Annotated in this window: 22 protein-coding genes and 1 pseudogene; 10 read left to right on the forward strand and 13 right to left on the reverse strand. The window is 35.3% G+C overall.

All coding sequences use genetic code 11. The annotated features are described in order from the left end of the window. Positions 1–219: 219 nt before the first annotated feature. Genes glmS through FNW38_RS03775 form a run of 3 tightly spaced genes read right to left on the reverse strand, consistent with a single transcriptional unit; the run spans position 220 to position 4551 of the window. Positions 220–2067 (reverse strand): glutamine--fructose-6-phosphate transaminase (isomerizing), encoded by a 1848-nt coding sequence (glmS, locus tag FNW38_RS03765; RefSeq protein ID WP_143387153.1) that lies wholly within the window; start codon positions 2065–2067, stop codon positions 220–222. A 9-nt stretch (positions 2068–2076) separates the two neighbouring features. Further along, on the reverse strand, positions 2077–3723 hold the full coding sequence (locus FNW38_RS03770; protein ID WP_144064476.1) for a DUF4270 domain-containing protein: 1647 nt from the start codon (positions 3721–3723) through the stop codon (positions 2077–2079). Positions 3724–3744: 21 nt separating this feature from the next. Further along, a complete protein-coding gene (locus FNW38_RS03775; RefSeq protein ID WP_143387150.1) occupies positions 3745–4551 on the reverse strand; it encodes a glycogen/starch synthase in 807 nt (268 codons plus the stop codon). A 78-nt stretch (positions 4552–4629) separates the two neighbouring features. Between FNW38_RS03775 and panC the strand changes: the two genes are divergently transcribed. The 8 genes from panC to FNW38_RS03815 all read left to right on the forward strand — a co-directional run bounded on the left by panC (position 4630) and on the right by FNW38_RS03815 (position 14090). Next, on the forward strand, positions 4630–5508 hold the full coding sequence (panC, locus tag FNW38_RS03780; protein WP_144064477.1) for a pantoate--beta-alanine ligase: 879 nt from the start codon (positions 4630–4632) through the stop codon (positions 5506–5508). A gap of 14 nt (positions 5509–5522) precedes the next feature. Further along, the gene (panD, locus tag FNW38_RS03785; protein ID WP_143387146.1) at positions 5523–5873 is read left to right on the forward strand and encodes an aspartate 1-decarboxylase; all 351 of its coding nucleotides are present in this window, start codon (positions 5523–5525) and stop codon (positions 5871–5873) included. Positions 5874–6158: 285 nt separating this feature from the next. Beyond that, on the forward strand, positions 6159–7307 hold the full coding sequence (locus tag FNW38_RS03790; RefSeq protein WP_143387144.1) for an alpha/beta hydrolase: 1149 nt from the start codon (positions 6159–6161) through the stop codon (positions 7305–7307). After that, positions 7307–8668, forward strand: coding sequence for a DNA repair protein RadA (radA, locus tag FNW38_RS03795; protein ID WP_143387142.1), 1362 nt, complete (start codon positions 7307–7309; stop codon positions 8666–8668). Before FNW38_RS03790 ends, radA begins: the two co-directional genes overlap by 1 nt. Positions 8669–9091: 423 nt before the next feature. Next, a complete protein-coding gene (locus FNW38_RS03800) occupies positions 9092–10735 on the forward strand; it encodes a carboxylesterase/lipase family protein (protein ID WP_143387140.1) in 1644 nt (547 codons plus the stop codon). A gap of 250 nt (positions 10736–10985) precedes the next feature. Next, a complete protein-coding gene (locus FNW38_RS03805) occupies positions 10986–11390 on the forward strand; it encodes a hypothetical protein (protein WP_143387138.1) in 405 nt (134 codons plus the stop codon). A gap of 82 nt (positions 11391–11472) precedes the next feature. Beyond that, positions 11473–11913 carry a hypothetical protein gene (locus tag FNW38_RS03810; protein ID WP_144064478.1) on the forward strand — a complete coding sequence of 147 codons (441 nt, stop codon included), beginning with the start codon at positions 11473–11475 and terminating at the stop codon, positions 11911–11913. 209 nt (positions 11914–12122) lie between these two features. Further along, positions 12123–14090: a transglycosylase domain-containing protein gene (locus tag FNW38_RS03815; protein ID WP_143387134.1), complete on the forward strand. Its 1968-nt coding sequence runs from the start codon at positions 12123–12125 to the stop codon at positions 14088–14090. A 130-nt stretch (positions 14091–14220) separates the two neighbouring features. Here FNW38_RS03815 and FNW38_RS03820 read toward each other — a convergent pair whose 3' ends face one another. The 3 genes from FNW38_RS03820 to FNW38_RS03830 form a co-directional block, all read right to left on the reverse strand. Next, the gene (locus FNW38_RS03820; RefSeq protein WP_143387133.1) at positions 14221–15258 is read right to left on the reverse strand and encodes an aldo/keto reductase; all 1038 of its coding nucleotides are present in this window, start codon (positions 15256–15258) and stop codon (positions 14221–14223) included. A gap of 110 nt (positions 15259–15368) precedes the next feature. Next, positions 15369–16310: an OmpA family protein gene (locus tag FNW38_RS03825; protein WP_143387131.1), complete on the reverse strand. Its 942-nt coding sequence runs from the start codon at positions 16308–16310 to the stop codon at positions 15369–15371. Positions 16311–16569: 259 nt separating this feature from the next. Continuing rightward, entirely contained in the window at positions 16570–17331 is a 762-nt protein-coding gene (locus tag FNW38_RS03830) for an exodeoxyribonuclease III (RefSeq protein WP_144064479.1), read from the reverse strand. Positions 17332–17533: 202 nt separating this feature from the next. Between FNW38_RS03830 and FNW38_RS03835 the strand changes: the two genes are divergently transcribed. Continuing rightward, positions 17534–19336 carry a GNAT family N-acyltransferase gene (locus FNW38_RS03835; protein WP_143387129.1) on the forward strand — a complete coding sequence of 601 codons (1803 nt, stop codon included), beginning with the start codon at positions 17534–17536 and terminating at the stop codon, positions 19334–19336. A gap of 54 nt (positions 19337–19390) precedes the next feature. Here FNW38_RS03835 and FNW38_RS03840 read toward each other — a convergent pair whose 3' ends face one another. From FNW38_RS03840 to FNW38_RS03845, 3 genes and pseudogenes are all read right to left on the reverse strand, one after another. Continuing rightward, entirely contained in the window at positions 19391–19672 is a 282-nt protein-coding gene (locus tag FNW38_RS03840) for a TM2 domain-containing protein (protein WP_143387128.1), read from the reverse strand. A 47-nt stretch (positions 19673–19719) separates the two neighbouring features. Further along, on the reverse strand, positions 19720–20157 hold the full coding sequence (locus FNW38_RS17960; RefSeq protein WP_394344745.1) for a VOC family protein: 438 nt from the start codon (positions 20155–20157) through the stop codon (positions 19720–19722). Further along, positions 20131–21069, reverse strand: a pseudogene (locus tag FNW38_RS03845) (2-hydroxyacid dehydrogenase); the annotation flags it as partial. The pseudogene FNW38_RS03845 and the gene FNW38_RS17960, both read right to left, overlap by 27 nt. Before the next feature lie 147 nt (positions 21070–21216). On the opposite strand from FNW38_RS03845, the gene nhaA reads away from it, so the two are divergent. Further along, a complete protein-coding gene (nhaA, locus tag FNW38_RS03850) occupies positions 21217–22389 on the forward strand; it encodes a Na+/H+ antiporter NhaA (protein ID WP_144064480.1) in 1173 nt (390 codons plus the stop codon). Positions 22390–22659: 270 nt separating this feature from the next. Here nhaA and FNW38_RS03855 read toward each other — a convergent pair whose 3' ends face one another. From FNW38_RS03855 to rsmA, 4 genes are all read right to left on the reverse strand, one after another. Next, positions 22660–23043, reverse strand: a complete 384-nt coding sequence (locus FNW38_RS03855; RefSeq protein WP_143387126.1) for a Dabb family protein — start codon at positions 23041–23043, stop codon at positions 22660–22662. A gap of 808 nt (positions 23044–23851) precedes the next feature. Continuing rightward, the gene (gene proC, locus FNW38_RS03860; RefSeq protein ID WP_143387125.1) at positions 23852–24628 is read right to left on the reverse strand and encodes a pyrroline-5-carboxylate reductase; all 777 of its coding nucleotides are present in this window, start codon (positions 24626–24628) and stop codon (positions 23852–23854) included. 246 nt (positions 24629–24874) lie between these two features. Further along, the gene (mgtE, locus tag FNW38_RS03865; protein ID WP_143387124.1) at positions 24875–26227 is read right to left on the reverse strand and encodes a magnesium transporter; all 1353 of its coding nucleotides are present in this window, start codon (positions 26225–26227) and stop codon (positions 24875–24877) included. Further along, on the reverse strand, positions 26217–26996 hold the full coding sequence (gene rsmA / locus FNW38_RS03870) for a 16S rRNA (adenine(1518)-N(6)/adenine(1519)-N(6))-dimethyltransferase RsmA (RefSeq protein WP_143387123.1): 780 nt from the start codon (positions 26994–26996) through the stop codon (positions 26217–26219). The genes mgtE and rsmA overlap by 11 nt, the downstream gene beginning before the upstream one ends. Positions 26997–26998 lie beyond the last annotated feature (2 nt).

Genomic DNA, 26998 nt, shown 5'->3' on the forward strand with positions numbered 1-26998 from the left:
TGTTAAAAATTAAGTAAAAAATCAAAATAACACTATGCATGCATATAATAAATACATTAATCTTAATAATTTTCTTAATTTTTAACTATTCAATAAAAGTGAATGAAAGGAAAAAAAATTCATTTTTATGGTAATTTTTTAAATTGGCAAGTAAAAGCAAACAAAAACCCTCGAAAGAAAAATCTTCCGAGGGTTTTTTATTTAAAGTTAATATGCCTTTTATTCTACAGTAACTGATTTTGCTAAATTACGGGGTTGATCTACATTACACCCTCTCATCACGGCAATATGATAGGATAAAAGTTGTAAAGGAATCGTAGTGATTAGCGGAGACAATGCATCTGATGTTTCTGGAATTTCAATTACATAATCCGCCAATTCACGAACCTGAGTATCGCCTTTGGTCACCACTGCAATAATTTTTCCACTTCTGGATTTAATTTCCTGAATATTACTTACAATCTTATCATAATGACCTTGCTTTGGAGCAATAACCACCACAGGCATATGTTCGTCGATTAATGCTATCGGGCCATGTTTCATTTCAGCGGCAGGATAGCCCTCAGCATGAATATAAGATATCTCTTTAAGTTTCAATGCACCTTCCAGAGCCACAGGAAAGTTATATCCTCTTCCTAAATACAAGCAGTTAGGAGCATCTTTAAACACAGAAGCAATTTCTTTTGCTCTATCATTTGTTTCTAAAGCTTCTTTTACTTTTTCAGGAATAATTTCTAATTCTTGCAAATACCTGTGAAAGTCGGTGTTAGACATTGTTCCTTTGGCTTTCGCCAAACGCAGCGCAATCATTGTCAATACAGTAATTTGTGTAGTAAATGCTTTTGTCGATGCAACACCTATTTCAGGCCCAGCATGAGTATAAGCACCTGCGTTAGTTTCTCTCGAAATAGAAGAACCAACAACATTACAAACCCCAAATACAAAAGCTCCGTGTTCTTTGGCTAACTTAATTGCTGCCATTGTATCAGCCGTTTCACCAGATTGTGAAATTGCAATAACGACATCGCGGCTGTTTATTATAGGATTTCTATATCTAAACTCAGAGGCATATTCTACTTCTACCGGAATTCGAGCAAACTCTTCAAATATATATTCTGCCACTAAACCCGCGTGCCATGAGGTACCACAGGCCACAATTATTATTCTGTCAGCATTTAAGAATTTCTCTAAATTGTCCTCAACCCCCGACATCTGAATAATTCCTTCATTTGCGTGAAGCCTTCCGCGATATGTATCTCTTATAACATCAGGTTGTTCATAAATTTCTTTTAACATAAAGTGATCGTAACCTCCTTTTTCAATTTGCTCCAAATTCATTTGAAGTTCTTGAATATAAGGATCAACTAAAGAATCATCTTTAATTTTTCTAACTTTCATTGGCTTATGCAATCTGATATTTGCCATTTCACCATCTTCTAAATAAATAGCATTAGATGTATATTCAATAAATGGTGAGGCATCGGATGCAATAAAATATTCTCCTTCTCCTACACCAATTGCCAAAGGACTTCCTAAACGTGCCGCAACAATCTCATCCGGATTTTTTTTATCAAAAACAGCAATCGCATAAGCGCCAACCACTTGGTTCAAAGCGAGCTGAACAGCTTTACCAATTTTCAATTTTTCTTTTATCTGAACTTCCTCTATAAGATTTACAAGTACCTCAGTATCGGTATCAGAATGAAATACGTATCCTCTTTTTATTAATTCTTTTTTCAAAGGCGCATAATTTTCAATAATTCCATTGTGAATTATTGCCAAATCACCTGAATTAGAAAGATGAGGATGAGAATTAACATCGTTTGGAACACCATGTGTTGCCCAACGCGTATGCCCCATTCCTATCGTTCCATTTATTGAAATTTCTTTAGATGCTCTCTCTTCTAAATCTGCAACCTTACCTTTAGTTTTAGAGATTTTTAAGTTCTCGCCGTCATATAACATGACACCAGCACTATCATATCCTCTATATTCTAATCGTTTCAACCCTTTTATAACAATAGGGTAAGCTTCTCTATAACCAATATATCCAACAATTCCACACATACTTTTTACTTAATTAGGTTTTGTATAAAAAATTTCAAGTTTTAATCTTTTGTCCTCAGGAACTGTTGATTTTCCACCATAAAGGATTGTCCCTAATGGATTCATTACACTCGCTTTTGGTGCTTGAGAAATAAATGCATTTGGAGTTTTCATTTTGGAAGAAGCACTAGTACTTATATCTTCTGTAACCACAAGGCCTAACTTAACATTTGTAGAATCGGCGTTCATTATAAGATTTCGTATCTGATTTGTGATTCTGATTTTATAATTTAACCCTCTACCATTGGCCACAACTTCTTTATTTATATTACCATCAAATATTCCTTTTGCTTTTTTAGGATTGCTATTCGTTGATGCGTCATAATAATCAACAAGAGGTCTATTATTTGTTAAATCATACAAATAAATTCTATTCGGCTCATGGCTATTTGCCATTGCACTTGCATCAATATGGAAAACAAGATTCGCTTCATTAATTAACCACTTTTTACCATCAGCTAGATTTCTCAAATCGTCTAATTCATCTGAAATGCCATTAGGACCTGTTAGATTTCCATTGGAATCATATCCTTTCAAATCTTTTTTATCAAAAAGATCCAAAATAGCCAGAGAACCTTCCCCTCCTTTTAGATATAATTTTTCGTCACCTAATGACGTATCAGGAGAAATCATTGCATTAGTATAAGCAGTATTTGTATTACTCTGTTCCAATAAACTTACCGTATTACCGGACAGGTTAAGAACTATCGATTTTTCCACTCTTGTTGGAGAACCTCCAGTTGTTGAGGCCAAATCTTCTTTGTATTTTATAGTAATTTTAGCATTTGTTGATTTAAAATTCAACATAGCCATACTACCATCGCTCCCATCTGCTTTTTCCACTTTAAAATACAAACCTCTAAAATACTCTTTGAACACATCATTTGTAATCAATTTACCTGCCGGAGCATTTATGATTTTATTCTTAAAAAAATTTGCATCTAATTTTAGGCGCATTGCAGGAACTGAACGTGTAGTGGTAACTTTACCTGCATCGTCTTTGGTTGTTTCCACAATTTCTTCAGAATCAAAAAAGAATCCATCATTCTGAGCTAAGTTGACATCATTATTTAAACGACTTCCCACTTTAGCATTATCGAGATCAGCATTTTGATCCGTAAAATATTTTTGAGGCTCTTGAAATCCTCCAATAGGATCTAAATCTCTCATGAAATATCCAGATTCAAAAACACTTAGTTTTATTTTCGCTTTACTTTCACCATATATAGAATCCAACTCGTATTCATGGCTTCCATCTGCATTTGTTGATTTTAAAGTACTGTAATAAGGCACCGTTAAGTAAACACTGTCTATAACCGGATTGGCACCTATTTCTGGATTAGGGGAAGCCAAAACCAATTGTGTAGCAAAATTTGCGTTTGTTGTACCAAAAGCGGGATTTTTATATATTCCCAAAGCATTAACCGCCAAATTATTAGATTGAATCGGTCCGATTTTTTGGTTGTAAGCTATTACATTTGATGTATACTTGCTAAGATCAAAGTGATTGTCACCAATTAAATCACCACCAATCGCATTATAATCTTTATCACATGAATACAAAAGAATGATGCTTGCTAAAACAAGCATTTTCTTAAAAAAAGAAATATTGTACATATTTAATAATAAAAGTTTAATTTAAAGAACTTCGTTTTTATAGAAATTAGTATACGCTTCCGCGAATTTGTCTTTCGGGGTGAAAGGTAAAAAAGGTTTACCCGAAGATTCTATAAATTTTGTTAAACTTGAAGACAGGTTTTCTGAAGCAATAATTACGGCATCCGAATGCATAACGGTTGCTTTTATAATGTTTTCATAATCAGGAATTTCTAAATCAGCTATTGCTTCATTAGGAATACCGTCAAACTTCACCTTATTAATCATTTCTGGGTCTAATGTTCCTTCGAAAGACTGGCTGTAAACGGAAGTAACAATCTTTGTTTCTGAAAATAAAGCTTCGTTTTTATAAAAATGTTTCATGTAAATAGGCAACATTGCTGCCATCCATCCGTGAACATGAATAATATCCGGAACCCAGTTCAATTTTTTTACGGTTTCTACAACTCCTTTTGCAAAGAAAATAGCCCGCTCATCATTATCTGGATACATAACCCCTTCTTCATCTGCAAATGTTGCTTTTCGTTTGAAATACTCATCATTATCAATAAAGTAAACTTGTATCCTCTCTTTAGGAATTGAAGCCACTTTTATAATCAATGGCATATCTAAGTCATTTACTACCAAATTCATCCCCGAAAGCCTAATTACTTCGTGTAATTGGTGTCTTCTTTCATTTATATTTCCATATCTAGGCATGAAAATTCTTATTTGTCCTCCTTGATCATTAATCATTTTCGGCACGTCATAAGACATTAAAGAAACCTCATTTTCAGCGAGATAAGGCACCACTTCAGATGATACATATAATATCCTCTTATCTTTCATATTGCAATTTACTTAGTTTATTGGTAATAAAAACCACGCAAAATTACAAAAATTTATGCAGTTATTAACTAAAATATTATGTTTGCATTTAATTTTAATAATACCACCATGCATATTTTCTATGGAAAAGCAGCTTTGAGAGACTATTTGAAATCTATCAAAACTTCGAATTCCACTATTGGATTTGTTCCAACTATGGGCGCTTTACATCAAGGACATTTGGCTTTAATGCAAAAATCGCTATTGGAAAATGAAAATACAGTAGTGAGTATTTTTGTAAATCCTACCCAATTCAACAATCCGGAAGATTTAGCAAAATATCCAAGGACATTAGAAGAAGATGTTAAAAAACTTACCGCTTTGAGTCCAGAAATCATCTTGTATGCTCCAACTGTTGCTGACATTTATGATGGACAACCCCTGTCACAATCTTTTGATTTTGACGGATTAGAAAATCAAATGGAAGGAGAATTCAGACCTGGCCATTTTAATGGTGTTGGGACTATTGTAAAACGTCTCTTTGAAATTGTAGAACCTACAAACGCTTATTTTGGTGAGAAAGATTTTCAGCAATTGCAAATCGTAAAAAAAATGGTCGCTAAAACCAACTTAAACGTGAACATAATTGGCTGTCCCATTTTTAGAGAATCCAACAATCTCGCTATGAGTTCTCGAAACGAACGCTTATCAGCACCAGAAAGAGAAGAAGCCGCCATAATCTATAAAACGCTAACTATTGCGAAAGAAAAATTTGAAACAAACAGCGCCAAATCTGTAGCGAAATGGATTCAAAAATCATTCGAAAAGAACACTCATTTCACATTAGAATATTTCGTAATTGCTGATGAGGCAACCCTTTTACCTTGCGTAAGAAAAAATAAAAATAAAAATTACCGCGCTTTTATCGCTGTTTTTATCAACAATATTCGTTTGATTGACACCATTTCATTAAATTAATTTACTTTTGTAGCATGCAAATTCAAGTCGTAAAATCAAAAATACACCGAGTAAAAGTAACTGGAGCCGATTTAAATTATATCGGAAGCATTACCATTGACGAAGCTTTACTGGAAGCCTCCAATATCATTGAAGGAGAAAGGGTATTCATTGTAAATATCAACAATGGCGAACGCTTTGACACCTATGCCATCAAAGGCGAAAAAAATTCAGGCATTATAACCCTAAACGGTCCAGCTGCCAGAAAAGTACAAAGAGACGATATTATTATCATTATTTCTTATGCCCTCCTAGAATTTGAAGAAGCCAAAACCTTCAAGCCCTGGATTATTTTCCCTAATGAAAATGATAATTCTTTGACCTAATCTTTTAAAAAAACCTTTTTTTTGTTTTGTTTTTTTGAATCTAAAGCAATTGCTTCATAACGAACAATCCTGTTTTTAACCACTGATTCGCTGATTTTTTCAATGAAATCAGCGAATCAGTGACTAAAAATTTCTACGTTATTTTACACAAACAGAACATACTTAATTTTGTAAAAAAGCCAAAATACGTCTCCATTCTTTACCTATTCTTGTTCTTTTAAGCAAATAAAAGTATTATATTGCTACTCCATTTAGAATAAATTTAATTTCTAAAACACCCGAATCATGAAACAAGTATTACTCTTATTACTATTTTCTATTACAGCATTTTCTCAAAAAACAACGCAACCATTCGATTCAAATAAGCTAGGTGAAAGTAGAGAAATCACAATTGGATTACCCCCATCCTATGAAAAAAATCCTACCAAAAGATATCCATTACTCATTTTGCTTGATGGAGATTACCTGTTCGATCCTTTTTATGGTGCTTTAAACTACGGTGCTTATTGGGATGATTTACCAGAAACTATAATCGTTGGTATAACTCAAAATAAAAAAGACGAGCGAATAGCCGACAGCGATTATGATGCGGCAGATGGTGTACCTTCAGGAAAAGGAGCAAAATTCTTCGAATTTATTGGCGGTGAATTACTTCCCTACCTTGAAAAAAAATACCATATCGCCCCATTCCGAATGATTGCGGGACACGATACCACAGCTGGTTATTTGAACTTTTTCCTGTACAAAGATGTGCCACTATTTAATGCCTACATTTCTTTGAGTCCAGAACTTGCTCCTGAGATGGAAAATCGTATTTCTGAAAAACTTTCAAATCTAAAACAACCCATTTTTTATTATCAATCCACTGGAGATGGCGATGTGAAAAAGCTTCAGGAGCCTATAAAAAAATTAGACGAGAATATGAAACTGGTTACCAATCCTTTAATCAATTACAAATTTGATAATTTTAAAGGAGCGTCACATTATTCACTCGTACTTTATTCTATACCAAATGCTTTGTATCATTTTTTTGATTCCTATAAACCTATTTCATCAACCGAATACACAGAAAAAATTGCTGTACTTCAAGCTGGTTATGTAGATTATTTGACGAATAAATACGATGTTATGTCCAAAAATTTAGGCTTAAAAATCCCTATTCGAATAAACGATTTCAAGGCAATTGAAGCCGCTATTCTAAAAAATAAAGCATACCCGGAATTGGATAAGTTATCTGATATTGCCAAGAAAAATTACCCGAAATCCATGCTTGCCAATTATGAATTGGGGCTTATGTATGAAAAAATGGGTGACGCTAAAAAAGCGGCAAAATCATATCAAACAGCTTCACAATTGGAAGAGATTGGCAGTTTAACCAAAGACATGATGTATCAAAAATATGATGATATGAAAAGTCTAATACCAAAAAAATAATGTCAAAAGTAAAAACTACTTTTTTTTGTCAGAACTGCGGAGCGCAATATGCCAAATGGCAAGGGCAATGCAATTCCTGTAAAGAATGGAATACCATAGCGGAGGAAATCATTCAAAAACAAGAAAAAGTGGCTTGGAAGAGTGAATCCGCTTCTAGTAATAAAGCACCAAAACCATTAAAAATAAACGAAATTGATTCGACTCAGGAAATCCGCATGGACACAACTGACGGCGAACTCAATCGGGTACTTGGCGGTGGAATAGTTCCCGGCTCTCTCATTCTTTTAGGCGGCGAACCCGGCATAGGAAAAAGCACACTTTTGCTTCAAATATCCTTAAAATTACCTTATAAAACCTTGTATGTTTCGGGCGAAGAAAGTCAGAAACAAATAAAAATGCGTGCCGAAAGAATCACGCCAAGCGGAGACAATTGCTACATTCTTACCGAAACTAAAACCCAAAATATCTTCAAACAAATTGAAGCCATAGAGCCTGAAATTGTGATTATCGATTCCATTCAAACGCTTCATACCGATTATATTGAATCTACTCCGGGAAGTATTTCTCAAATACGGGAAACTACTGCCGAACTGATAAAATTTGCCAAAGAAACTAACATTCCCGTGATTCTTATTGGTCATATTACCAAAGACGGAAACATTGCCGGACCAAAAATCCTGGAACACATGGTCGACACCGTTTTACAATTTGAAGGCGACAGAAATCACGTGTACCGCATTTTACGTTCGTTAAAAAACCGTTTTGGTTCTACTGCTGAAATTGGTATTTATGAAATGCTAGGGAATGGTTTGCGAGAAGTTTCGAATCCTTCGGAAATATTAATCTCACATAAGGACGAAGAATTATCCGGAACTGCGATTGCATCTACACTTGAAGGAATGCGCCCGCTGATGATTGAAATTCAATCTTTAGTGAGTACAGCTGTTTACGGAACACCACAGCGCAGCACAACGGGTTACAATGCCAAAAGACTGAATATGATTTTGGCCGTCTTAGAGAAAAGAGCAGGTTTTCGCTTGGGAGCCAAGGACGTTTTTCTCAATGTAACTGGAGGAATTTCTGTAGATGACCCCGCAATTGATTTAGCTGTTGTAGCGGCTATTTTATCATCAAATGAAGATATTCCTGTAAATAAAGATTTTTGTTTTGCCGGAGAAGTGGGACTTTCTGGTGAAATTCGTCCTGTAAACCGTGTGGACCAGCGCATTCAGGAAGCTGAAAAATTGGGGTTTTCTACCATTTTTGTATCCAAATACAATAAAATTGCCTTGAAAAATACAGCAATTAAAATTCGATTAGTCGCAAAGATTGAAGACATTGCAAGCGAATTATTTGGGTAGGATTGCATTTATCTCTTTAAAAAGACATTGACCAAAGCATTCCATAATCAACTTTATGACTATCCGTAATGCGGACTAAAATCATTTCGAATACAATTTTCGTCGTTTGTACATTTATAAAGCATAAATATTAGCCCACAGATTGTACAGATTATACCGATTTACACGGATTTTTTTACTTGGTGAATCAAACAGTTATTTAAATCTGTGCAAAATCCATTCAATCCGTGTTATCTGTGTGCCATATTTTATCCTTTGGAACATATTGCGGACTGTCATAATCAACTTTATAATCCCGAATGAATTCTAGATTTATAACAGAATTCAGGAAATAAGTGAAATGAATGTATTATTTAGTTTTTACTTGTAACTATTTATCCTTTATGAAAACTAATAACATTAAACGATAAAATCCAATAAATTATGAATCTAAAAATAAAATGCATTGGACTAATGCTACTGGCAATTCCTTTCTTTTCCAAAGCGCAACATGCCGAAAATCAAAATGCTTTCCCTGTTCAGACAACCATTTCAAACGGAATTATTGAAGGTGAATTTGATGTAAAAACGAATATTCAAAGCTTCAAAGGAATTCCCTTTGCACAGCCACCAGTGGGTAATTTACGCTGGAAAGCTCCTCAAGCTTTAACGAATTGGACAGGTATAAAACAAACCAAAAAATTTGGACCGAGAGCAATCCAATCCAATATATTTGGCGATATGGGTTTTAGAAGTGATGGCACAAGCGAAGATTGCCTATATCTTAATGTTTGGTCTCCCGCCAAATCTGCCAATGAAAAACTCCCGGTTTTAGTTTATTTCTACGGTGGTGGTTTTGCCGCCGGTGATGGTTCAGAAAATCGTTATGATGGCGAAAATATGGCAAAAAAAGGAATTGTAACGCTAACCGTAAACTATAGATTAGGGATTTGGGGATTTTTCTCTCATCCGGAACTGACCAAAGAATCTCCTAATCACGCTTCGGGAAATTATGGTTTATTAGATCAAAATGCCGCCTTAAAATGGGTACAAGCCAATATTGCAAAATTTGGAGGTGATCCAAAACGCGTAACCATCGCAGGAGAATCGGCAGGTTCTATTGCCGTAAGCGCTCAAATGGCTTCTCCATTATCAAAAGGTCTTATTGCAGGGGCTATTGGCGAAAGTGGCGGTTCCATTTTTCCTACCTTATCTCCGGTTCCTTTGGCCGAAGGCGAAAAAACAGGTCTTGAATTTGCTAAAAAAATCGGAGCTTCATCATTAAAAGAACTTCGCACTATGTCTACTTTTGAATTATATCAAAAATCAGCCGGAACAAGTTTAGGTGTTTTCAAAACTACTATTGACGGTTATTTTTTACCAAAATCTTTACCCGAAATTTTTGAAGCCAAACAACAAGCCATGATTCCTTTACTATTGGGATGGAATTCAGAGGAGATGAACTACCGTGCTTTAATGATGGAAAAAGATCTGAACAATGAAAATTATACGCAAAAAATCAAGGAATTATATGGCAATAAAGCCGAGGAAGTCTTAAAATTATATCCCGCAGGAACTCCCGAAGTAACGGAGCAATCCGCCACAGATCTGGCCGGCGACCGATTTATTGCCTACAGCACTTGGAAATGGTTCGATTTACATCGAAAAAACAGCACACAACCTGTATATCGCTATTATTACACACATCCCAGACCAGAAATGCGCGACAATGAACTAGAAGCAGGTCTTGCAGGTGGCGTCATTAAAAAAGACAAAAATATTCCAAAAGCACCTAAACCAAAAGGAGCTGTTCACTCTGCTGAAATAGAATATGCGATGGGAAATTTAGCAACCAATACAAATTATGCTTGGACAGAAGATGATTTCAAAGTCTCTGATACGATGATGAACTTTTTTGCAAACTTCATTAAAACAGGAAATCCAAACGGTGATAAACTTCCTGTTTGGCCAACGGCAAAAAATGAAGAAAATCCAGAAATCATGATTATTGATGTCAATTCAAAATCAAAAAGAGCGGAAAATGATGCCCGCTACTTATTTTTAGAAAAAGAATATTCAAAAAAATAGTAATTTGTTATTTCCATAAAAGAGAGTGTATCATTTATATGGTACCCTCTCTTTTTTTATACTTTTATAATTAGTAAGAAAAGCCATAATTACTCCAAGTTAATTAAAATAATTGTTTTTATTTTAATTGAAAATCAAATGATTATATTCAATAAAATCAAAATCTTACTTAATAAAAAATTAAAATCAGGAATGAGATTCATTATTTTGTTGTAAATTTATGTGTTGTTTTTTATCTAAAGATTGAAAAATGAAACCATCACACCAAACTATGACTCGTCTCTATGAACACTTGGGAAAAGTGTTTTACTGCATTGCGGCCATAGACAAAACCATTCGTAAAGAAGAAATCGCGCAACTCAAAGAAATTGTAAAGACAGAATGGCTTCCGTTTGAAAATACTTTTAATGAATTTGGTGACGACACAGCCTATGAAATCGAAATTGTTTTTGACTGGCTTTTGGCTAACAAATGGGATACTGAACAAGTGATTCCTGATTTTAAAATTTTCAGAAAAGAGCATCAGCACTTGTTTACACCAGAGGTTATTACCTTAATTTTAAAAACGGCAAATACCATTGCAAATTCTTTTTTAGAAAAAAACAGATCAGAACATGTTTTTATAAGTCAACTAAGTGCTATTCTGATACAATAAAATACGATTAAAACTATTACCGTTGTTGAATCAAAATAAAGCTGTTTTAAAACAATCTACTTTAACATAAAAAATCAAAGACATGAAAAGACAAACTGGCATTTGGATAGACTCCTCAAAAGCAATAATTGTTGCTCTTGATGGTGATACAGAAAAAATTACCGAAATAGATTCTGATGTTGAAAACAGCGTTTATCATAACAAAGAAGGCAATAAAGGGACTTTTTCGGGAAGTCATCATGGCGATAGCGACAAAAAATTTGATGACCGAAAAAAGCAAGAGCTGGATTATTTTATAAAATCAGTTCTGTCTTATGTTAAAAAATCGGACGAACTCATTGTTTTTGGTCCGGCACAAACCAAAACAAGATTGGAACAAAAATTAATGGATGAAAATTTAATTGAACCGGGAAAACTGAAATCAGTGGAAACAGCCGATAAAATGACCTTAAATGAGATTGTGGCTAAAGTCAGAAGATTCTATAACCCATTTGAATACAAAGAACCAGAGCCAAAAAGCTAATTTAGCTGCCATAAAATAATTTAGAAACTACAACGCTTTTAGGTTGTAGTTTTTTTATGCCTTTAAAAGAGAATGAAATCTAATCGAAATTCTAAAGAAAACATAAAACTATTTCCGTTAAGAATATTTTCCTTTTCTTTATAGATATCGATTGCAAACCAAATTTATCTTAGGTTTGCAATCCCAATTTATCAATTATCAAACTGTTTATGAAAACCGGAAAACAAAAAATAATTCTAGCGGCAAAAATACTTAGTGTATTATTTTTGGCCCTAATTATTGCTTTTTACCTATTCCGTGACGCGGTTCTACGGCAGACTATTGCCAAAGTTTCCAATGAAATGGAAATTGATTACAACAGTACTTTTTCAGTAAAAAAAGCTTCTTTTGACGGAATCTCAGGTGTAAACCTTTCCGATATAGTGTTAGTTCCCAAAAATGCAGATACTCTTTTTAAAATACAAAAATTGAAAACAAGTGTCAATTTATGGCAATTAGCAGTAGGCAATCTTCAACTTGGAACTTTAGAAATCAAGAATGGTTTTATACAATTAGTAAAGAAAGGGAAAGTGAGAAATTTTGATGCTTTTCTAAAAAAAGACAACCAAACAGAAATAAACAACGAAAAAAGAGACTACGCTCAATTTACCTACAGAATCATCTCTAAAGCACTAAATTTAGTTCCAACCGATATGGTTTTGGACAATCTTTCTTTTCGATTAAATGATAATGAAAAAAAAGCGACCATCAATTTCCAAAAATTGCGATTGGTCAATAAGCAACTTGAAACTTCGATAAAAGTTCAAACCAATACCTTTACACAGCGTTGGAAAATTAAAGGATTTGCAGATCCAAGAAATAAAAAAGCCGATATTCGTTTCGTAAATATTGATACCGGTGCTATCAAAGTACCTTATTTTGACGAGCGTTACAATCTGAAATCGAGCTTTGATTCCATTCGGTTGAATATTCAAAACATAGATAAGGATGGCGATGAATTACATATTGATGGTTTTATGGCTATTACCAATTTAAAAATCAATCATCAAAAAATTGCCAGCAAAGATGTAATCCTAAAAAATGCCAAATTTGATTACCGGTTCTTATTGGGTTCTGATTTTATTTCAATAGACAGTACTTCGACGGTTCAGTTCAATAAAATAAAATTTCATCCTTATCTGGCTTACGAAACCGAGGAAGATACCATTTACAAACTCAAAGTGGCCATCCCAAAAATGAAAGCGCAGGACTTTATCTCTTCGCTTCCTGATGGTTTATTCACCCATTTTCAAGGAATGGAAGCCAACGGTAATTTCGATTACAAATTAGATTTTATGTTCAATAAAAACAAACCCAATCAACTGGTTTTTGACAGCAAATTGAATAAAGAAAATCTAAAAATTACAAAATACGGCGAAGCCAATCTGAATAAACTCAATGGAGAATTTGTTTATCGGGCACTTATAAAAAATGTGTTGCAACGCCCGGTATTAGTTGGTTCAGTCAATCCGAACTATACACCTTTATACCAAATATCCCCTTATTTAAGAAAATGCGTTTTGACCACAGAGGATCCTTCTTTCTTTTCACATCGTGGTTTCATCAACGAGGCATTCAAACAATCCATCGTAAAAAATATAAAAACCAAAAAATTTTCACGCGGTGCCAGCACTATTAGTATGCAATTGGTAAAAAATGTTTTTCTGAGTCGGGAAAAAACAGTTTCACGTAAACTGGAAGAAATTTTACTGGTGTACATTCTGGAGAACAACCGAATCGTAAGCAAGGAACGCATGCTCGAAGTGTATTTTAACATCATCGAATGGGGACCAGATGTATATGGAATTGGCGAAGCAAGTCGATTTTATTTCCAGAAAGCACCTTCGGAGTTATCGCTTAATGAATGCTTGTACCTCGCCCGAATTATTCCAAGTCCTAAAAAATTCATGTACCAGTTCAACGACCAAGGCATGTTGAAAGATTTTGCGATAAAACAAGAGTCTTTCTTAACAAATATTATGTTCCGAAGAGGGCTTTTGAGTCCTGACGACACTATTTACAAGTCGCTACCCATACTCATTTCCGGACCTGCAAAATCTTTTATTAAATTTAAAGTACAAGATTCGATGCAAATAAAAGTGGATTCATTAGTCGTAGATGAAGAATTTGATCTTTAATTATTGGAAATTGTAAAAAGAAATGTCATTCCGACGAAGGAGGAATCTCACGTAATGGGATTCCTCCTTCGTCGGACACGAGGGATTTCCCCGAACTGGCGAAGCAATGACAAAAAAATGGTTTATTAATTCACGGTGCCGGATCCGGAATTACAGCTTGAACTTCATCAATCGCCTTTAAGATTTCATCCGAAAGTGATACTTGAATCGTATCAATATTTTCTTTTAATTGTTCCAATGTTGTGGCGCCAATAATGGTACTGGTTACAAACGGTTGTTGTTCTATGAATGCCAAAGACATTTCCGTTAAGGTCAGTCCATTTTTCTTGGCGATTTCCTGATACAATCGAGTAGCTTCGGTACATTGTGCGCTGTTGTATCTTGAAAATTGTGGAAATAAATTGATTCTCGCATTTGGAAGACTTTGGCCGGTCAGGAATTTACCGGATAAAACACCAAAAGCCATTGGAGAATACGCCAATAAACCCACATTTTCTCTCATGCAAATTTCAGCGGAACCCGCTTCAAAAAGTCTGTTCAATAATGAATACGGATTTTGAATGGTTTTTATTTTTGGTAAATTATGGTATTTACTTTCCTCCAGAAAACGCATGATTCCCCAAGGCGTTTCATTAGAAAGTCCAATATGTTTTATTTTTCCTTCTTTGACAAAACCGTCTAAGGTTTCCAAAACGTTGTGAATGTTATCTTCCCAAGCATCTTCCTGCACTTTGAAACCACGTTGCCCAAAAAAGTTGGTTTTACGTTCTGGCCAATGCAATTGGTATAAATCAATATAATCGGTTTGTAAGCGTTGCAAACTTTGGTCTAATGCAAACTTGATACTCGTAGGCGAAAAATCATTTTTCTCGCGCATGTAGGTAAAATTAGGATTCGGTCCCGCAATTTTTGAAGCCAGAACTACTTCTTCTCTTTTGCCTGTTTTTTTAAACCAGGTTCCAAGGATTTTCTCCGTACTTCCATAGGTTTCCTGACGTGCTGGAACAGAATACATTTCGGCGGTATCAAAGAAATTGATTCCGTTTTCTAAAGCACAATCCATTTGGGCATGACCATCAGCTTCTGTATTTTGTTGTCCAAAAGTCATGGTTCCAAGGCAAATTTTGCTGACTTTTATATCGGTATTCGGTAAAGTAGTATATTTCATTTTTAAGGTTCAGTGTTACAGAGTCGCAAAGATACAAAGGTATGTTTCAAAAGAAAAAGGTTCAAAGTAAAAACTCTGAACCTTTATATCTTTGAACCTTTGACCCTTTTTTAATTAATATCATTCAACATTTTAGAGATTTCATCTAATCTTGGCGTAAGAATAATTTCGATTCTACGGTTTTTAGCTTTTCCGTCAGCAGTTGAATTGCTAGCTAATGGCGAAAATTCTCCTCTACCTGCAGCGGTTAGGTTTTCCTTATTGATTTTCTTGTTTTCACTCAAAATAGCAACTATTGCTGTGGCTCTTTTTGTGGATAAATCCCAGTTATCCGCAATTGGCCCTGAAGCCGTAAATGCATCATCATCCGTGTGACCTTCTATCAAAACAGAAATTTCTGGATTGTCTCCCAAAACTTTTCCTACTTCAATCACTGCTTTTTTCCCTTCGGAACCTACTGCCCAGCTTCCAGAATTGAAAAGTAGTTTGTTCTCCATAGAAACATATACTTTTCCGTTTTTTTGTTCGACTGTCAATCCTTTTCCTTCAAAACTATTTAAGGCTTTTGACAATGTTTCTTTTAGTTTTTTCATGCTGGCTTCTTTGGCAGCAATCAAAGATTCCAGTTCATCTAAACGCTGTGCGCTTTTGTTTAAACGTTCTTGTTCTAATGCCAAAGCTTTCCCTTTCTCGTCTAATTGCTCCAGCAAATCACGGTTTTTCTTCATGTTGCTTTGCAAAGCATCACTACTGTTTTTTTCTAAAGCGGCATAGGAATCCTGCAAGACTTTGAATTTATTTTGAGCCGCCGCATAATCTGCTTTCAATTTATCCAGCTCTGATTTTGATTTACTCAAATCTGTTTTTAAAGCGTCACGATCTAGTTCTAACTGATTTTTAGCTTTTAGTAAATCGGCATTCTCATCAGAAATGCTTCTGTTTTCTTTTTTTAAATCGGCAAACTTACTTTCTAAATCATTGTATATTTTCTTGGATACACATGAGGTTGAAAGTGCCAGTACTACTAATCCGATGGAAACTCTTTTTATCATTTTTCGTGGTATTTTAATGTTATTTCTATTGTTGTTTTGAAAGCAAAAACGCAATTATATTGGGATGCCCTAGCCCCGATAAAAGTGAAAATCCTTTTTAGTCCTGAACTTGTTTCAGGATCCTGAAACAAGTTCAGGACTAAAAAGATTACTTCACCAAGTTAATATTTTATTTCGGTGTTCAGTGAATTTCATTTGCAACGGATAGCGGGAAATAGCTCCTCCCTTCTCCCGAAATTTGGGGATCCGCTCAGGATGATTACTCCATTTCTACTAAAATCGGACAATGATCTGAATGCACTGCGTCTGGAAGGATAACGGCTCTTTTGAGTTTATGTTTTAGGGAATCGCTAACTAAATTGTAATCGATACGCCAGCCCTTGTTGTTTGCCCTTGCTCCTGCACGGTAACTCCACCACGAATATTGATGTGGCTCACTGTTGAAATGGCGGAAACTATCCACAAACCCGGACTTCATGAATCCGTCCAGCCAGGCTCTTTCTTGAGGTAAAAACCCAGAAACGGTCTTGTTTCTGATTGGGTCATGAATGTCGATTGCCTCGTGGCAAATGTTGTAATCACCGCAGATAATCAGGTTTGGCGTTTCTTTTTTGAGTTCGTCAATGTAATTCTTAAAATCATCCATGAACATAAATTTATGGTCTAATCGCTCGATATTTGTCCCCGATGGCAAGTACAAACTCATCACAGAAAACCCATCAAAATCAGCCCGAAGGTTTCTTCCTTCGAAATCCATGTGGTGAATTCCGGTTCCATGAACAACATTATTGGGTTTTATTTTAGAGAGAATGGCCACGCCGCTGTATCCTTTTTTGGTAGCTGAATAGTAATATTGATACGGATAACCTGCTTTTACAATGTCTTCAACTGGGATTTGGTCTTTAGTTGCTTTAATTTCCTGAAGACAAATAATATCCGGGTTTGCGTGTTGCAACCAGTCTATAAATCCTTTTGAAATGGCGGCTCTGATTCCGTTGACGTTGTATGAAATAATTCTCATTAAAGTATTTTTTTGAGTTTGATTCGATAAATTAATATTAGCCTAAAGTTGTCAGGAACCCACTTTTTTATTTTATCGGAAAAAATCATATTGTTTATCTGTGGGTTTCAAATATAATAAAAAAGTAGAAGTTTGATTCAGAAAAATAGAGAAAATGGAGTTTTTTGCTATCTTTGTTACTTGCTCTAAAAACAATAAATAAATGGGTTTAGTAACCGCCAAAGAAGTTGCAAAAGCGATAAATGTAGATAAGTACGGAGTTCTGGGTACTTTTTCCGGATGGATGCTGATGAAGGTGCTAAAGATTTCTACCTTAAACAAAGTCTACAATAGAAACAAACATTTAAAAGATGTTGACTTCCTGAACGGAATATTAGATGATTTACAAATAAAATTCGAAATTCCGGAAGAGGATTTAAAACGTCTACCAAAAGAAGGTGCTTACATCACGATTTCAAATCATCCTTTGGGAGGAATTGACGGTGTTTTATTATTGAAATTAATGCTTGACAGAGAACCTAATTTCAAAATTATTGCCAATTTTCTTTTACACCGAATCAGACCACTCAAAAAATACATCATGCCGGTAAATCCTTTTGAAAATCATAAGGATACCCAGTCTAGCGTGGTAGGAATAAAAGAAACACTACGTCATTTAAGTGACGGAAAACCGTTGGGAATGTTTCCTGCAGGAGAAGTTTCTACGTATAAAGACGGCAAATTAATGGTGGACAAACCTTGGGAGGAAGGCGCTATCAAAGTGATCAGAAAGGCTCAGGTCCCTGTTGTTCCCATTTATTTTCATGCCAAAAACAGCCGATTATTTTATTTACTTTCTAAAATAAGCGGCACTTTTAGAACTGCAAAACTGCCTTCGGAAGTGTTCAGTCAAAAGCATCGTGTGATAAAAGTGCGTATTGGCAAACCTATTTCGGTAAGTGAGCAAAACGAGTTCACAACACTAGAGGAATATTCAGAATTTTTGAGAAAGAAAACGTACATGCTTGCGAATCCTTTTGAAAAAGAGAGTCCTTTTTTACCAACTCCAACTTTAAAACTTCCAAAAAGTCCGAAGAAAATTGTTACTCCTGCCAATGGTGAGAAAATGATTGCCGAAGTTGATGCATTGCGAAGTACCGATTGCCGACTGTTACAAAGTAAAAACTATGAAGTTTTCTTTGCTAAAGCATCCAAAATTCCTAATATTTTGCATGAAATTGGTCGCCTTCGAGAAATTACCTTCCGAGAAGTGGGCGAAGGAACAAACGAATCTATCGATTTGGACAAGCATGATCAATATTATCATCACCTGTTTTTATGGGATAGCGATGCCAATAAAATTGCCGGTGCTTACCGAATGGGTTTAGGATCAGAAATTTATCCGAAATACGGAATAAATGGTTTTTACCTCAACGATCTTTTCCGATTTGAACCAGAATTACATGATATGATGCACAAATCCATAGAAATGGGCCGCGCTTTCATCATCAAAGAATACCAACAGAAACCAATGCCCCTTTTCTTGCTTTGGAAAGGAATTATGCACACCACGTTGCGTTATCCAGAGCATAAATATTTACTGGGAGGCGTGAGTATCAGTAATCAATTTTCAGATTTCTCAAAATCGCTGATGATTGAATTCATGAAATCGAATTATTATGACCCGTATATTGCGCAATACATTCACCCAAAGAAAGCCTATAAAGTAAAACTAAAAGATGCTGATAAGGATTTCATTTTTGACGAAGCCGAATCAGATTTAAATAAGTTTGATAAAATTATCGATGAATTGGAACCAGGAAGTTTGCGTTTACCTGTTTTGATTAAAAAATACATCAAACAAAATGCAAAAGTTGTCGCTTTTAATGTGGATCCGCTGTTTAACAATGCCGTTGACGGATTGATGTACATTCGAATTGCAGACATTCCAGAAAGCACGATGAAGCCCGTTATGGAAGAGTTTCAGAAAGAACTGGAACGAAAACTAAGTGAAAAGGAAGATTGATTTCAGATTTCAGATTATATAAAAAATCCCGAAAAAATCGGGATTTTTTATGTTTTAAAACCAACCTTTTTTGCCTACTTGATACGTTTGATAAAACTCTTCGTCTGATTTTGTTAAATATATGATTCCCTCAATTATTCCTAATATACCTGTTACTGTTCCACAAGTACACAAACTAATTACCAACCATATAATCCCTTCCGTAGTGTACCCTAAAAGGAATTTATGAATCCCGAAAGGTCCCAAAAGAATAGCAAGCAGTCCTGCTGCAAGTTTTTTATTGTCTTGTTGAACTGGTTGTGGATTATTCCATTCTTCATGTTTCGAATTTTCCATAGATTGATTGTTATAAGGTTGTTTTTCAGTGATTAAAAATATAAAAATTATTGGAATGCTGTATCAATTGGTTCCCAAAGTTCGATTTTATTTCCTTCGATGTCTAAAATCCAACCAAATTTCCCATAATCATAAGTCTCCACATCCCCTACAATTGTTACACCTTCAGCGGATAATTTTTGTAATAAATTTTCTAGATCATCTACTCTGAAGTTTTGCATGAATTGTTTTTCGCTTGGCGCAAAATAAGTAGTATCATCTGCAAACGGTGACCATTGGGTAGAACAATCATTCCCATTTTTATCTTTCCACCAAAAAGCAGAACCATATTCGTCGGTTTTTAAACCTAAATGCTTTCCGTACCAAGCCACAAGTTCTTTTGGATTTTTAGACTTGAAGAAGAAACCGCCAATTCCAGTAACTCGTTTCTCCGGCTCTGTAACTTTGGCTTGACCAAAATATTTTACCTTAATTTTATCAACTATTACTTGTGCCAAACGTTCGTGGCTCTCGAATGTCCAACCAGCAATATGTGGACTCAAAATCACATTCTTGGCTTGCAATAAATATTGAAAAGCCTCCGGCGTATTTTTATCTTGAAACAGCGTTTCAAAAGACAATTTCTCATATTCCAAAACATCCAAACCAGCTCCAAGTATTTTCCCGGATTCCATGGCAGACACTAAATCAGCGGTAACGATATTCTTGCCACGAGAGGTATTTATAATCCAAAATGGTTTTGCAAACCCATTGATAAAATCACTGTCAACCATTTTATCCGTTTGTGGTGTCCACGGAATATGCAAACTTACAACATCTACTTTTTGTTGAAATTCCTCCAAAGAAACTTGCTTAGCATTGGCATCTCCCAGATTTTCCAGGATATCATAACACAACACTTCGACATCAAAACCACGGAGTTTTTTAGCGAATAATTTCCCCATATTTCCGTAACCAATTATGCCAACTGTTCTTCCATCCAATTCGTAACCGCGATTGCTTTCCCGGTTCCAATGACCCGATCGTATCTCACTATCCGCTTGGTTTAATTTATTAAAAAGAGATAAAATCATTCCCAAGGTATGTTCGGCCACAGCATTACGATTGCCTTCGGGTGCAGCGATAAGTGTAATGTTTTTTGACAACGCATACTCGCAATCAATACTTTCCAATCCTGCTCCAACGCGAGCTATAAATTGCAAATTAGTCGCTTTATCCAAGAAAGTCTTGTCAATTTTGAATCGGCTTCGAATAACAATTCCGTGATAATCTTGAATTTTGGCTTCGATTTCTTCTTTTGATGATGTATAATCGCTATGATTTATAAATCCAGAATTTTGCAATTGATCCCAAAGCAAAGGGTGATTGCTATCGATATGAAGGATTTTGATATCCATAAAATATACTTTTTTTGATACATCAAATTAACAAAAAAAATACGGTTTATTATTTTAAGAAAAAAAATCACCCAAAAATGCCTAAATTAGCATTCTGCTTATTTTTCATGATAAACTACAGCCGCTTCTTATAACTAAAAATCTAAAATGAGATTAACAAGAACATTTAACACCTTTTTTGAAAGCGAAAAAGCAGGAGGACTTCTTTTGCTTTTTGTTACCATTTTATCCCTTTATCTTGCCAATTCACCCATCCAGACAGAATACATACAGTTTTGGGAAACCAATGTTGGACATCATTCCATTACCCATTGGATTAATGATGGCTTAATGTCCATTTTCTTTCTTTTAATAGGTTTAGAATTGGAACGGGAAATTTATAATGGAGAATTGTCCAGTATCAAAAATGCCGCTTTGCCAATTTTTGGAGCATTAGGCGGAATGATTGTCCCTGCAGGAATCTTTTTATTGTTGAATTTTGGAACCATAACACAAAATGGAGCTGGGATTCCAATGGCAACTGATATTGCTTTTGCGATTGGTATTTTGTCACTTTTGGGAAATCGGGTTCCGGCATCGCTAAAAATATTTCTGACTGCACTTGCCGTGATTGATGATTTGGGTGCCATTATTGTCATTGCCATATTCTATACAAAAACGATTGCTTTTGTCAATTTATTTATCGCTTTTGCTATTATGGGAGGCTTATTTATCCTTAACCGAAGAAAGGTACACCGTCTTATCCCCTATCTGATTGGAGGAGCCGCCATGTGGTATTTTATGCTGAATTCCGGTGTGCATGCAACTATTACCGGCGTATTGTTGGCCTTTGTAATCCCGTTTGGTGACGGAGGCAAAAGCACCTCTTCCTATAAATTACAGCATTTTTTACACAAACCGGTGGCCTTTTTTATTCTTCCCTTATTTGCCGTAGCGAATACTTGTATTGCTATTGGCCAAGATTGGCATGAAGGATTGAATCATCCCAACACGATTGGAATTATGCTGGGTCTTGTTGTGGGGAAACCATTAGGAATATGGTTGTTTTCATTTTTTGCCGTTAGTTTAGGAATTTGCACCCTGCCTAGAGATTTAAAATGGAATACTATTCTTGGAGCAGGAATGCTGGGTGGAATAGGATTTACAATGTCTATTTTCATTACACTGCTTGCGTTTAAAAATGATGGTGAGGAAGTAATTACGTATTCTAAAATTGCGATTCTAATTGCTTCTTTTATTGCTGGAACGATTGGATTTTTGTGGTTGAAAAACACATTAAAAACTCCAATTAAAAAAATAAAGACTAAATCAACAGTTTAATTGATTCTTCCAATAAAAAAGGATGTTTAGTTTTAAAACTAAACACCCTTTTTTATTGAAAATCATGATTATAATTAAGCTATTTATAAGCTAAGTCAGTTTTACTTATTATGACTGTCCTTTACTTGTACCAAGCTACATCTTATGAATAAAATTTAGTTGTTTTGTCATTTCGACGAAGGAGAAATCTCATAACGAGAGCAACTAATGCGATTTCTCCTTCGTCGAAATGACAAATTAAATTCATTAGTATTAGTAACGGACAGTCTATTACTTATTAGCCCAATAATCGAATACGGTAATTTTATCAGGAATAGGATTTAACAGCGCTACAAAAGCTTTGTGATCCGGATGAATTAGATAGGCATCTCTATCACTTTCGCTACTGAATGTAAGTATAAAACAATGAGTCAAACCATTGTTCAAGTTCTCAGGACTGTTATTGGTTCCCCATTCAAATGATTTGATTGTTGGGATTTTATGCTTTAAATCACTTAAAGCCGTTACTACTTTAGTGATATATGCGACATCCGTACCTTCTTTCCATCCAAACATAACTACATGCCTGAGCACTTGTTTTTGTTTGCCTTGTTGCGCATTTACGATACTGTACGTTGAGAGTAAAATAAGGGTTATAAGTAGTACCTTTTTCATTGTGGTTTTTTTTTGAAATATACGATTTATTTGAGTTGGATTTGCAGGGAAGCAATCAAACTATTCAATTCCTCCGCTACCAAAAACAAGTCAGCAAAAGCTGCGCAAATGTGTCTGATTTTAAGCTATTTTACAATCCTCTTATTAAATACAAACGCCTTAAAGTTTAACACAAAGTATGTTGTGAAAAGCTGCGCAAATGTCTCTGACTTTGCGCCATTTTACAATCCTCTTATTAAATGCAATCGCCTTAAAGTCTCCTGACTTTTTAACAGAATTTCAATACTGATTGTATTTGGCAAAAGACTTAGCATCCAAAACGATACGATATGATTCGATTTTATTCGATAAATATTCGAAAACTATTTTTTTGATTCGATATGATTCGAATTGGTACGTTCGTGATCCGTTAATGATAAGGCTTTAATATAAAACTAACAGAATCATCCTTACGAACCATTTTGGTCTGATTTTTTTTAACCTTATCTCTTCAAATGTAAGATTTTTTTCATAAAATGATTTTATAAACAAGGCATAGCGAATGATTGTAGATTTTTGATTAACGATTTTTGATTTTAGATATAAATAAACGCAGATAAATCACTAAAAATGAACACTCTTAGATTCCGCAGACAAAATTTGAAATCGTTAATCAAGAATCTGCGATCAAAAATCAATTCTGCCCGCGTGAGGGATAGCAGCCAGCTACCGAAGTAGCGCGGATAGCCCGACACCATTAAAAAAAGGGTCTTATCAACAGTAACGCTGATAAGACCCTTTTTTTAATGGGGGCACGCCCAAATGACGTTTATCCCTTGATTTGTTTCAAAGAAGTTTTGATTCCTCGTATCAATGACGAACTGAATCCGTGCATTTCCATTTCGTTCAATCCAGCAATCGTACAGCCTTGTGGTGTTGTCACTCTGTCAATTAATTGTTCCGGATGTCCTTTTTCTTCCAGCAGCATTTCGGCAGCACCTTTTACGGTTTGTGCAGAAATAGCTAGTGCCGTTTGCCAGTCAAATCCTATTTCGATTCCGGCTTGCATCGATGCACGAATATAACGCAATGCAAAAGCAGTTCCGCTAGCCGCAAGAACGGTTGCTGCATCCATCAGTTTTTCGTCTATAATAGGAGCGGTTCCTAAATCCTGGAAAAGAGCTACCACATTTTGTGCTTTGTCTTTGTCTTTTTCATGAAACGCAATACAAGTAGCAGATGCACCAAATTGTGATGCGATATTTGGCATGATTCGGATAGCGCTATTGGAATCGCCTATCTTCTTTTGTAAATTTTCTATTGACAATCCACTAACCGCTGAAGCAATTACTTTATTAGAAATCACAGGAAGGATTTCGGATAAAACAGTATCTACCTGATACGGTTTTATGGTCAGAATAATTACATCTGCTTCTTGAATCTGATGGGTATTATCAGTAGAAACCGTAATACCTAATTTCTCCAAATAGAGAATACTTGTCGTATTTCTTCTGGTCACGGTAACTTGATTTTCTTGTGAAAATTTTGATATCCCCAATGCGATAGAAACACCCAAGTTTCCTCCGCCAATAATGTGTACTTTCATGCTGGTTGTGGTTTTCCTCTCCCCGACCCTCTCCAAAGGAGAGGGAGTCGATATGGAAAGTGTTAGTTATTATTATATATTTTAGATTCTTTTATAAGCATTTGAATCCAATTTGCTTTTATTGTTTTTCGTCCATTCAACTATTTTTTGTTCCGTTTTACTTCACAAAAACACTTAAAATAACGTTTTTAATATTTGTACTCAACAAGGTTTTATATTCTTTTAACTCCAAAAATCATCTCATTATTAAAACCCTAAAATCAATTTTGCTATCGAAAAATAGATAAGAATTCCGCAAATATCATTGCTTGTTGTAATAAATGGTCCCGTTGCCAATGCAGGGTCAATTCCGAATTTATCGAGCAATAATGGGATAAAGGTCCCAATAAGCGACGCGATAATGATTACAGAAACTAATGCTATGGTAACGATGATTCCAATGATGATTTCAACATTCAACAGAAAATGACTTCCCAGAAACAATATGGTTGCCAGAATCACTCCGTTTAATAAACTCAGCGAAACTTCTTTTATCAATCGGTTAAATAAGGATCCACTCAACGTATTATTAGCCAAACCCTGAACAATAATTGCCGAAGATTGCACCCCTACATTTCCAGCCATGGCCGCAATAAGTGGCGTGAAAAAGAATAAATTCCCATGTTCCAACATGGCTCCTTCAAACAAACCAAGCACTCTTACGGTTATAAAACCTCCCAAAAGTGCTAAAACCAACCAAGGCAAACGCGCTTTGGTCAATTCCATAATACTATCATCGGCTTCGACATCCTGTGAGATACCCGCCGCCAATTGGTAATCCTGATCGGCTTCGTCCTTGATTACATCGACGATATCATCGATGGTTATTCTTCCCACCAAACGCCCTAATTCATCCACCACCGGAATGGCTTCTAAATCGTATTTTTGCATGATTCGGGCAACCTCAACGTCTTCAGTATCTACTTTTACAGAATTCAGCTTTCGGATGTAAACATCGCTGATCGCAGTTCTGGACGAAGTGGTTAATAAATCCTTGAGTGACAATCGTCCTTTCAATCGGTCTTCATCATCCACCACATAAATGGAATGGACTCTTGAAATATTTTCGGCCTGAATACGCATTTCTTTTACGCAGGTAAGCACGTTCCAATTTTCATTGACTTTAACCAATTCCTTGTGCATGATTCCACCCGCAGTATCTTCTTGATAACGAAGTAAATCTACAATGTCTTTGGCATGCTCAACGTCTTGCAATTCTGATATTACTTCCGCTTTCAAATCTTGGGAAAGTTCGGCAATAATATCAGCGGCATCATTGGTTTCCAGTTCGTCTAATTCCTCCGCAATTTCTTTTGGCGAAAGCCTGCTTAATATATTCTCCCGCAAATCATCTTCCAATTCAAGAAGAATTTCTGCTGTTTTATCACTGTCTAATACTCTAAAAATATAGGTTGCCTCGTCAAAATCGAGTTCGTCGAGAATTTCGGCAATATCAGCATGGTGCATATCATTCAATAAAACTTCCAACTGTTGGTCGTTTTTACTTTGAATGAGTTGCTCTAATTCTTGGATTAGTTCTTTGCTGATTTTAAACTCCATCGGCTTCTATTTTTTGGGTAAGTTCTATGAACTGTTCTACATTAAGTTGTTCCGGACGAAGATCAAAAACTTTATCTTCTCTTAAACTATCGGACAAATTTAAGGTTTTTAAACTGTTACGCAACGTCTTTCTACGTTGTTGAAAAGCGGTTTTAACCACAGTAAAAAACAATTTTTCGCCGCAAGGCAAGCTATAATCTTTCTTTCTGCGCAAACGTAAAACACCCGATTTTACTTTTGGCGGCGGAATAAAAACATTTTCATCTACCGTAAATAAGTATTCGGCATCATAAAAAGCCTGAACCAAAACCGAAAGAATTCCATATGCCTTTGTTCCCTTTTTTTCACAAATACGCTGTGCCACTTCTTTTTGGAACATCCCTGCAAATTCAGGAATCTGATCGCGATATTCTAATGCGCGAAAGACTATTTGGGTTGAAATATTATACGGAAAATTCCCAATGATAGCGAATTGTTTTCCTTCGAAAATTTCGTTGATATTGTATTTCAGGAAATCTTTAGAGATAATCTTATCCCTCAATTTTGGATAATTTTCGTCTAAATACGTTACTGATTCTGTATCGATTTCTATAACGTACGTATTGATTGACTTGTCCAATAAATACTTTGTCAAAACACCCATTCCAGGACCTATTTCTAATACATCATCATATCCTTCTAAGCTCAAGGTGTCAGCAATGTCTTTTGCAATGCTTTCGTCTTTCAAGAAATGTTGTCCGAGGTGTTTTTTGGCTTTTACTTTTTCCATTT

This window comes from Flavobacterium gawalongense (genome assembly GCF_007097265.1).
GTDB classification, from domain to species: domain Bacteria; phylum Bacteroidota; class Bacteroidia; order Flavobacteriales; family Flavobacteriaceae; genus Flavobacterium; species Flavobacterium gawalongense.

What these genes read in the sequence shown, in the direction of transcription:
- glmS (WP_143387153.1), bottom strand. Translation starts at nt 2,067, where the DNA reads ATGTGTGGAATTGTTGGATATATTGGTTATAGAGAAGCTTACCCTATT.
- FNW38_RS03770 (WP_144064476.1), bottom strand. Translation starts at nt 3,723, where the DNA reads ATGTACAATATTTCTTTTTTTAAGAAAATGCTTGTTTTAGCAAGCATC.
- FNW38_RS03775 (WP_143387150.1), bottom strand. Translation starts at nt 4,551, where the DNA reads ATGAAAGATAAGAGGATATTATATGTATCATCTGAAGTGGTGCCTTAT.
- panC (WP_144064477.1), top strand. Translation starts at nt 4,630, where the DNA reads ATGTTTGCATTTAATTTTAATAATACCACCATGCATATTTTCTATGGA.
- panD (WP_143387146.1), top strand. Translation starts at nt 5,523, where the DNA reads ATGCAAATTCAAGTCGTAAAATCAAAAATACACCGAGTAAAAGTAACT.
- FNW38_RS03790 (WP_143387144.1), top strand. Translation starts at nt 6,159, where the DNA reads ATGAAACAAGTATTACTCTTATTACTATTTTCTATTACAGCATTTTCT.
- radA (WP_143387142.1), top strand. Translation starts at nt 7,307, where the DNA reads ATGTCAAAAGTAAAAACTACTTTTTTTTGTCAGAACTGCGGAGCGCAA.
- FNW38_RS03800 (WP_143387140.1), top strand. Translation starts at nt 9,092, where the DNA reads ATGAATCTAAAAATAAAATGCATTGGACTAATGCTACTGGCAATTCCT.
- FNW38_RS03805 (WP_143387138.1), top strand. Translation starts at nt 10,986, where the DNA reads ATGAAACCATCACACCAAACTATGACTCGTCTCTATGAACACTTGGGA.
- FNW38_RS03810 (WP_144064478.1), top strand. Translation starts at nt 11,473, where the DNA reads ATGAAAAGACAAACTGGCATTTGGATAGACTCCTCAAAAGCAATAATT.
- FNW38_RS03815 (WP_143387134.1), top strand. Translation starts at nt 12,123, where the DNA reads ATGAAAACCGGAAAACAAAAAATAATTCTAGCGGCAAAAATACTTAGT.
- FNW38_RS03820 (WP_143387133.1), bottom strand. Translation starts at nt 15,258, where the DNA reads ATGAAATATACTACTTTACCGAATACCGATATAAAAGTCAGCAAAATT.
- FNW38_RS03825 (WP_143387131.1), bottom strand. Translation starts at nt 16,310, where the DNA reads ATGATAAAAAGAGTTTCCATCGGATTAGTAGTACTGGCACTTTCAACC.
- FNW38_RS03830 (WP_144064479.1), bottom strand. Translation starts at nt 17,331, where the DNA reads ATGAGAATTATTTCATACAACGTCAACGGAATCAGAGCCGCCATTTCA.
- FNW38_RS03835 (WP_143387129.1), top strand. Translation starts at nt 17,534, where the DNA reads ATGGGTTTAGTAACCGCCAAAGAAGTTGCAAAAGCGATAAATGTAGAT.
- FNW38_RS03840 (WP_143387128.1), bottom strand. Translation starts at nt 19,672, where the DNA reads ATGGAAAATTCGAAACATGAAGAATGGAATAATCCACAACCAGTTCAA.
- nhaA (WP_144064480.1), top strand. Translation starts at nt 21,217, where the DNA reads ATGAGATTAACAAGAACATTTAACACCTTTTTTGAAAGCGAAAAAGCA.
- FNW38_RS03855 (WP_143387126.1), bottom strand. Translation starts at nt 23,043, where the DNA reads ATGAAAAAGGTACTACTTATAACCCTTATTTTACTCTCAACGTACAGT.
- proC (WP_143387125.1), bottom strand. Translation starts at nt 24,628, where the DNA reads ATGAAAGTACACATTATTGGCGGAGGAAACTTGGGTGTTTCTATCGCA.
- mgtE (WP_143387124.1), bottom strand. Translation starts at nt 26,227, where the DNA reads ATGGAGTTTAAAATCAGCAAAGAACTAATCCAAGAATTAGAGCAACTC.
- rsmA (WP_143387123.1), bottom strand. Translation starts at nt 26,996, where the DNA reads ATGGAAAAAGTAAAAGCCAAAAAACACCTCGGACAACATTTCTTGAAA.